The organism is Kitasatospora sp. NPDC056181 (assembly GCF_042266225.1).
GTDB lineage: Bacteria > Actinomycetota > Actinomycetes > Streptomycetales > Streptomycetaceae > Kitasatospora.
Map to the genome: position 1 here is coordinate 1 of NZ_JBHJUK010000248.1, position 8236 is coordinate 8236.

Here is an 8236-nt window from a genome sequence, read left to right on the forward strand (position 1 = left end):
TCCTGTGGGCTTCCATGTTGAGTATTGTTCGATAATGTTCGCTCATGTCGCCGTGCAAGGAAGACGAAGAACAGATGGCCGAGACCACTGCCGCACCGACCAGCAGGACCGTGACCACGCTGGCCGACGGGCGTGAGCTGATCTACTACGACTGCGGTCCGGCACCCGACCGGGACGTCACCGACCGCCGTCCGCTGGACCGGCCCTCCGGCGGCTCCGAGATCCGCCTCGACGCGGCCACCGGGGCCTGGGTCACCATCGCGGCGCACCGCCAGGCCCGGATCTACCACCCGCCGGCCGACGAGTGCCCGCTCTGCCCCTCCCGGGACGGGCGGCTGAGCGAGATCCCGGCCGGGGACTACCAGGTCGCCGTCTTCGAGAACCGCTTCCCCTCCCTCGCCGGACTGCCCGGCACGGCCGCCCTGCCGGACGACCCGGACGACGCCCGGTTGCACACCGTCCGGCCCGGAACCGGCCGCTGCGAGGTGGTCTGCTTCACCGCCGACCACGAGGCCTCCTTCGCCGACCTGGACGAGGACCGCGCCCGCCTGGTGCTGGACGCCTGGACCGACCGCACCGCCGAGCTGTCCGCCCGGCCCGGCGTCCAGCAGGTCTACTGCTTCGAGAACCGCGGCACCGAGATCGGCGTCACCCTCGCCCACCCGCACGGCCAGATCTACGCGCTCCCCTTCACCACCCCGCGCACCGCCCGGATGACCGAGCAGGCCGCCGGCCACCGCGCCGCCACCGGCCGCAACCTGTTCGAGGACCTGGTCGCCGCCGAACGGGCCGACCCGGCACGGGTGGTGGTGGCCGGCGAGCACTGGACGGCGTTCGTGCCGTTCGCCGCCCGCTGGCCCTACGAGGTCCACCTCCACCCGCACCGCCGCGTCCCCGACCTCACCCGCCTCGACGAGGACCAGCGCGCCGAACTCCCCGGCCTCTACCTCGACCTGCTCCGCCGCTTCGACCGGCTCTTCGGCACCCCGCAGAGCCCCGTCCGGGCCCCCTACATCGCCGCCTGGCACCAGGCGCCCGCCGTCGGTGGGGACGAACTCGCCCTCCACCTCGAACTGTTCACCGTCCGCCGTACCGCCGAGAAGCTCAAGTACCTGGCCGGCACCGAGTCCGGCATGGAGGCCTTCATGAACGACGTCGCCCCCGAGGACGCCGCCCGCCGCCTGCGGGAGGTCGCCCGATGACCGCCACCTCCTTCCAGGGGCTCTACGGCCACACTCCCGACGGCGAGTGGGCCGCCCCCGGCCGGGTCAACCTGATCGGTGAACACACCGACTACAACGACGGGTTCGTCCTGCCGATCGCCCTCCCGCAGACCGCCCGCGTCCAGGCCCGACGCCGTGACGACGGCCTGCTGCGCCTGCACTCCACCCGCAGTGACGCACCGCCGGTCGAGCTGGACGTGGCCGGCCTCGCGCCCGGCTCCGCGCCCGGCTGGGCCGCCTACCCCGCCGGCGTCGTCTGGACCCTGGGCCGGGCCGGCCACCCGGTCGGCGGCGCCGACCTCCTCATCGACAGCGACGTCCCCGGCGGCGCGGGCCTCTCCTCCTCCGCCGCCCTGGAGTGCGCCGTCGCCACCGCCTACCGCGACCTCTACCGGCTCGACCTGGACAACCAGCAGCTGGCCCTGATCGCGCAGCGGGCCGAGAACGAGTTCGCGGGCGTCCCCTGCGGCATGATGGACCAGATGGCGTCCATGGTCTGCCGGGCCGGGGCCGCCCTCCACCTCGACACCCGGGACCTCGCCGTCCGGCACGTCCCGTTCGACCCCGCCGCCGCCGGCCTGACCCTCCTCGTCATCGACACCCGGGTCAAGCACGACCTCGGCGACGGCGCGTACGCCGCGCTGCGCGCCGGCTGCGAACGCGCCGCCGCCCTGCTCGGACTGCCCGCCCTGCGCGACCTCCCGGCCGCGGACCTCGGCGACGCGCTCGCCGGGCTCCCGGACGAACTGCGGCCGCTGGTGCGGCACGTGGTCACCGAGAACGACCGGGTCCGCGAGGCGGTGGCGCTGCTCGACGGCGGCGACCCGGCCGCCCTCGGCCCGGTCCTCACCGCCGGGCACGCCTCGCTGCGGGACGACTTCCGGGTCTCCTGCGCCGAGACCGACCTCGCCGTGGAGGCCGCCCTCGCCGCAGGTGCGCTCGGTGCCCGGATGACGGGCGGGGGCTTCGGCGGCTCGGTCATCGCCCTGGTCCCGGTCGGTGCGGCCGCCGCGGTGACCACCGAGGTGACCCGCGCCTTCGCCGGCGCCGGGTACACCGCGCCGCTCGTCTTCCCCACCGCCCCCGCCGCGGGGGCCCACCGCCTGGCCTGAGGCCCGCGGAACGACGAGGCGCGGTGGACGTCAGCAGGTGAGGACGGGGCCCGCCCAGTCGGCGTGGTCGCTGTTGGTGCCGTCGCCGCCGTCGGTGACCACGAGGTGCAGCTCGTCGGCGCCCGTGAGGTCGGCGGTGAGGTGCCTGGCGGCGTCGCGCGCGGTCATCAGGCCGCTGTCGGCGACCTTGACGGAGTCCTTGTAGATCTCGAAGGTGACGGTGCCGCGGCCGTTCGCCTCGGCGTCCACGCCCACGTCGGTGGTGAGCGAGGAGCAGGAACCGCCGAGGTAGTAGACCACCTCACTGAGGGCGTTGACCCCCAGGCCCTTGGCGTAGGTGGCGCCCGCGATGGTGATGGTGCTGCCGTCACGGGCCTGGTTGTCGCCGTTGCTCATGTTCTTCTCGACCGGGCCCCAGCTGTTGCCGGCGGAGGACCAGGCGAGGTCGGAGAGCTGGTGGGTGCCGGCGGCCGGTCCGCTGCCGCAGGCGATGCGCGCGCCCGCCCAGTCGGCGTGGTCGTAGCTGGTGCCGTCGCCCGCGTCGGTGGCGACCAGGCGGACGGTGGTGGCACCGGTCAGGTCGGCGGTGAGGTGCTTGGCCGGGTCCTTCCCGGTGAGGGTGCCGCTGTCGGCGACGAGGGTGTCGTCCTTGTAGATCCGGAACACCGCGGAGCCGTTGCCGTAGGCGTCGTCGTCGATCCCCACGTCGGTCACCAGGTTCCTGCAGGCACCGCCGAGGTGGAAGGCGACCGCGCTCGGGGCGTGCGTGCCAAGGCCCTTGGCGTAGGACCGGCCGCGGAGGGTGATGGCCTGCCCGTCACCGGCCACGTGGTCGCCGTTGGTGCGGTCGCGCTCGACCGGGCCCCAGAAGTTGGTGACGGAGGCGAACGGCAGGTCGCTCAGCTGGGTGACCCCGGTCGGCGGGGCGACGGGCGAGTCCGGGGTGATCCGGAACATCGCCGTCCCGTGCCCCGGCACGGTGGCGCTGACGGTCCCGTCGCCCTTGGTGATCTTCTTCGACCACAGGTCCTTGACCGTGTACGACTTCGCACCGGCGATGCCGACGGTCTGCGCGGTGGCGGTGATGGTGGCGTCGTACGAGCCCTCGTTCGTCAGGGTGACCGCCCGGCCGCCGTCCGCCAGCGGCTTGGCCATCACCACCAGGCCGTTCTCGCTGGAGACGACGGCGCCCTGCCGGCCCAGCGGGTCCTGGTCCACCGCGATCACGTCGGCGTTGGTCAGGATCTCGAAGGTCTCCGGCTCGGCGGTGCGGAGGTCGGTGCCGATCATCAGGGGGGCGGCCATCTCGGCCCAGAGGCTGAAGTGGGTCCGGTACTCCGTCGCGGTCATGCCGCCGTTGCCGACCTCCAGCATGTCGGGGTCGTTGAAGGCCCCGGCCTTGGCGTAGTTGGCCAGGCCCTGGTTGGCCTGGGCGATGGAGATCATGCTCTGCCAGGTGTCGCTGATGTCGCCGGTGGTGCGCCAGGAGTTGCCGACCGGTGCCGCCCAGTTCCACGGCCCGGTGCTGCCCCACTCGCAGATGCTGTAGAGGATCGGGCGGCCGGTCTTCTTCAGCGCGTCGCCCATCGCCTTGTAGCGCTTCTGGGCGTCGACGCCCTTGTTGTTGCAGTTGTCGTACTTCAGGTAGTCGACGCCCCAGGAGGCCCAGAGGTCGGCGTCCTGCTGCTCGTGGCCCAGGCCCCCGGGGAAGCCCTTGACGTCGCAGGTGTGGACGCCGGCGCTGGAGTAGATGCCGAACTTCAGGCCCTTGGCGTGGACGTAGTCGGCGAGCGCCTTGATCCCGCCTGGGAAGCGGACCGGGTCGGCGACCAGGTTGCCCGAGCCGTCGCGCTCGGGCAGCGCCCAGCAGTCGTCCAGGTTGACGTACTGGTAGCCGGCCGCCTTCAGGCCCTTGCTGACGAAGAGGTCGGCGATGCCCTTGATCATGGCCTCGTTGAACTGGGCGCCGCACTGGGTGGAGTTCCAGTTGTTGAAGCCCATCTGCGGCGTCAGGTTGAGGCCGTTGTCGAGGGCCGCCGCCGGCGGTGCGGTGGCGAGTTGGAGCCCGACGGCGAGGGCCCCGCCGCCGGTGAACAGGGTGAGTGCCGTCAACGCCGACGCCATGCGGCGAGGCGCCGAGGTACGGCGGGTCTGCGAGGTGCTGGGGGAGCGCAAAGGTCCTCCAGAGAGGGTGAGTTGGGTAGGGCCCCCGGCTCCGGCAGGGCGCCGGGGCCGGGGGAGCAGGGGGAGGCCGGGGTCAGGACAGCAAGGTCCAGGACTGCCCCGGCGCCGATCCGTCGGCCGGGCTGAGGACGACGGGGGACGTCGCGGCGGCCTGCGGGGCGGCCAGGACCAGACCGGTCGCGACGTTGGTGATGGTCAGCGCGCCCGTCGCGGTGTTCTGGACGACGCGCCACTTCTGGGCGGCGCTGCCGGGGTCGTAGGCGTTCCGGACCCGGGCGGGCTGGCCGGGCGCGCTCGTTCCGGTGAGCGTGCCGTGGGTCTGCGTCGGGGTGAGGCAGTTGTCGGTGATGCGCACCGTGCCGTCGGCGTTCGGCGTGAACTGCCACTGCTCCGAGGTGTGCCAGTCCCACCAGGTGTTGACGTCGGTGGGGGAGCCGTCGGAGGCGCTGCAGGTGCCCTGGACCTCCAGCGCCTGGCCGCCGGTGCCGCCGGCGCTGATGCCGTGGTAGCGGCCGTCGCCGACCACCGCCGCGGGGACGGTGCCCGGCAGCGCCTTGAGGCGGTACAGGGCGACGCCGTGCGGCTCGACCTGGGCGCTGAGGGCACCGGTCACGGTGGCGGTGGCGCCGGTCCACAGCTCCTTGGCCGAGTAGCCGGGGCCGGTGAGGCCGAGGTCGGCCAGCGAGGTGGAGACGGTCCGTTGGGCGGACGGGTCCTGGTTGACGAGCAGGACGGCGGTGTCACCGTTGGCGAGCTGCCGCTTGAGCACGACCGGCGCCGTGCTGCTGTTCGGCGGGCCGCCGACCCGCACGGCGGGCTTGGCGAGCCGGTCCTGGTCGATCGCGATGACGTCGGTGTTCTTGTAGACGGCCAGGTGGTCGGCGGTGATGCCGGTGGACCAGGTGAGGCCGTCCTGGGTGTGCCGGGAGTCGGTCGCGGTGCGCAGGTCCGCACCCGAGATCAGCGGGGAGGCCGTCATGGCGAGGATCGACATCTCGCTGCGCGACTCGGTCAGGGACATGGGCTTGTGGCAGGGGCAGGTGTCGGTCTGGCCGTACACGCCGTACGGGTCCTGCCAGCCGGCGAACATCATGTCCAGGTCGTTCCAGCTGCCCGGGCGGACGTTGTCCGGGTACTTCAGCGCCGTCTGGAGCTGGCCGTTGTAGAGCACGCCCTCCAGGTCCGGGCCGCGGTCGCCGCCGATCCGGCAGAGGTTGGCCACCTGCCCGCACCAGACCCCGGTCGGGGCGTAGCCGGGTGCCTCGTTCGCGGGCGTCCCGGCCGCGACCACCACCGGGTCGGTGCGGGCCGGGTCGTCGGAGGCCAGCAGCGGCGGGACGCCGGTGTGCACCGGCTGTGCGGAGACGCTGAGCGCCACCCGCGGGCGTCCCTGGGCCCGGGACGCGGCGTCGAGCGCCCGCTGGAAGTCGCGGACCCGGGCGTAGATGGAGCGGGTCAGCTCCCTCCCCTCGCCCTGCGTCCCGTAGTTGTGGCCGTCGGGCCCGGTGATCGGCGGCCCGTACGGGCAGTCGTCGTACTTGACGAAGTCCACGCCCCAGGCGACGAAGTCGGCGGCGTCGGTGGACTCGTGGCCGAGGCTCCCGGGGTGGCCCTGGCAGGTGGTGTAGGTGTCCGTGGCGTAGAGGCCGAACTTCATGCCCTTGCTGTGGGCGTACCAGGACAGGTACTGGATCCCGTTGAGGGTCTGTCCGTTGACGGTGCGCGCGGGGAAGTGGGCCGGGTCCGGGACGAGGTGGCCGCTGGTCGGGTCGAGCCCGGTGCCGTCGGTGCCGCTGACGGGGTTGCGGTTGGCGTCGTAGAGCTGCATCGCGCCGTAGGAGTTCTTGACCAGGTCGGTGGTCTGGCCGTCGCGGTGGCCGAGCGACCAGCCGTCGTCGATCGTGACGGTGTCGTAGCCGGCCTGGACCAGCCCGTTGGCGGACATGAAGTCGATGGTCTGGACGACCTGTTCCTGGGTCACCCCGGTGCCGAGGGTGTTCCAGGAGTTCCAGCCCATCGGCGGGGTGAGGGCGAGCCCGTTGTCGAGGGCGGCGGCGGGGGTGGCCGCGCCGAGGACGACGGTGCCGAGCCCGGTCGCCGCGAGCGAGAGCGCGACGAGGGCGTGGGGGAGGGTGCGGGACAGTGTCCGGGGGAGGGCGCGGGGCAGGGGTATCCGCATGGGCGCTCCAGGGTGCGCAAGTGGGGGTGGGGGGATCGGTAGTTCGTTACCGTCGGTTTCTGTCGGAACATCCAACAGAAAGCAACGCAGCATGACACGTCGGGGGCGCGCGCTCAAGAGGTCTGGCACGGCTGCCGATTGACGTGGGGTCAGGTCCGAGTGGGCTGTGCGGGTGCTGCCGAGGCGTCGTGCCACGTCACAGCTTGATCTCGGCGTGCACGACTACTTGACGCGGGGTTAACAAGACATGTGATATTTCACATTGCGTTTGAACGTGTTTGGATCTGATCGCTTGTAGCGCAGCTGCTCAGCCGGACCGATCGACGCCCGACCCACGCCCGACCACGCCCGACCCTCGATCTCACCAGCCGTGCCGGCCCCGGTCCTCACCCCCGGCACAGAGGAGCGCTCCCCCATGATCCGCAGCACCACCGGCCGTGCCGCCGCCACCGGCCTCCTGCTCGCCCTGGGCCTGACCACCACCGCCTGCTCCAACGGCCAGGAATCCAACACCGGCGCCTCGTCGGTCGACACGGTGAGCGGCAAGATCTCGCTGACCTACCTCCAGAAGCAGGGCGACCAGGAGTACTTCGTCGGTGAGGCGGCGGGCGCCAAGGCCAAGGCCGCGGAGCTCGGCATCGACCTCAAGGTCGTCAACCTCGGGAACGACGCCAACAAGACCGTCAGCGAGGTGAAGGCGGCCATCGCGCAGAAGACCAACGGCGTCATCGTCGTCGTCCCCGACCCGGCCGTGGGGCCGCAGGTCGTCCAGACCGCCCGGGACGCCCGGATCGCCCTCCTCACCTCGGACGACCAGGTCTGCGCCACCGGTCCGGACCCGTCGGTGTGCGCCAAGGGCGACCTCGTCCCGCGGGTGGGCTTCAGCGGCGCCCAGATGGGCGCCGAGGTCGGCAAGCGGGCCGCCGACGAGTACACGAAGGCGGGCTGGAACTCCGCCGACACCCGGGTCATCGCGGCCTGGAAGCAGGACGTCACCGTCTGCGGCGACCGGGTCAAGGCGGCGAAGGAGGCCTTCGGCACCGTCGCACCCGGCGTCCAGACCATCGAGGTCGCCACCGACAACACCCCCACCGGCGCCCAGGACAAGGTCGCCGCGACCATCACCGCCAACGCCGGCGTCAAGCACTGGGTCGTCTGGGGCTGCAACGACGAGAACGTGCACGGCGGCGTCACCGCCCTGCGCAACGCCGGGGTGAGTGCGGACAACGTCATCGGGGTCGGCCTCGGCGCCTACCTGGCCTGCAAGGACTGGAGCGGCACCCAGGCCTCCGGGATGAAGGCCGCGCTGTTCATCAACGGCCGGGACGTCGGCGCGCTCGCCGTCCAGACGATGTACGACAAGCTCAAGAGCGGCAAGGAGATGCCCGCCGAGGCGTTCGCCAAGACCACCATGGTCGACGCGGCGACCTGGAAGAGCGCCGGGGTCACCTGCTCCTGAGGGGTCGTCACCCCGCCGCCGGCCGCCCCCCCCCCCCGGGGGCCCCCCCGGTACCCCCCCCGGTGACCAGGCTAATATA

The 8236-nt window shown here is 72.4% G+C and carries 5 protein-coding genes; 3 read left to right on the top strand and 2 right to left on the bottom strand.

The genetic code is table 11. The annotated features are described in order from the left end of the window. Nucleotides 1–74: 74 nt before the first annotated feature. Both galT and galK read left to right on the top strand, forming a co-directional pair. Nucleotides 75–1202 carry a galactose-1-phosphate uridylyltransferase gene (gene galT / locus ACFC1F_RS41800; protein ID WP_209410765.1) on the top strand — a complete coding sequence of 376 codons (1128 nt, stop codon included), beginning with the start codon at nt 75–77 and terminating at the stop codon, nt 1200–1202. Beyond that, complete coding sequence (gene galK, locus ACFC1F_RS41805) at nt 1199–2335, top strand: galactokinase (protein WP_209410764.1); 1137 nt, start codon at nt 1199–1201, stop codon at nt 2333–2335. Before galT ends, galK begins: the two co-directional genes overlap by 4 nt. A gap of 30 nt (nt 2336–2365) precedes the next feature. On the opposite strand, the gene ACFC1F_RS41810 is transcribed toward galK, so the two are convergent. Both ACFC1F_RS41810 and ACFC1F_RS41815 read right to left on the bottom strand, forming a co-directional pair. Beyond that, nucleotides 2366–4459: an NPCBM/NEW2 domain-containing protein gene (locus ACFC1F_RS41810; protein ID WP_209410763.1), complete on the bottom strand. Its 2094-nt coding sequence runs from the start codon at nt 4457–4459 to the stop codon at nt 2366–2368. A 133-nt stretch (nt 4460–4592) separates the two neighbouring features. Continuing rightward, the gene (locus ACFC1F_RS41815; protein ID WP_376166880.1) at nt 4593–6698 is read right to left on the bottom strand and encodes an alpha-galactosidase; all 2106 of its coding nucleotides are present in this window, start codon (nt 6696–6698) and stop codon (nt 4593–4595) included. A gap of 415 nt (nt 6699–7113) precedes the next feature. Here ACFC1F_RS41815 and ACFC1F_RS41820 point away from each other — a divergent pair, with 415 nt between their 5' ends. Then, a complete protein-coding gene (locus ACFC1F_RS41820; RefSeq protein WP_376166882.1) occupies nt 7114–8157 on the top strand; it encodes a substrate-binding domain-containing protein in 1044 nt (347 codons plus the stop codon). Nucleotides 8158–8236 lie beyond the last annotated feature (79 nt).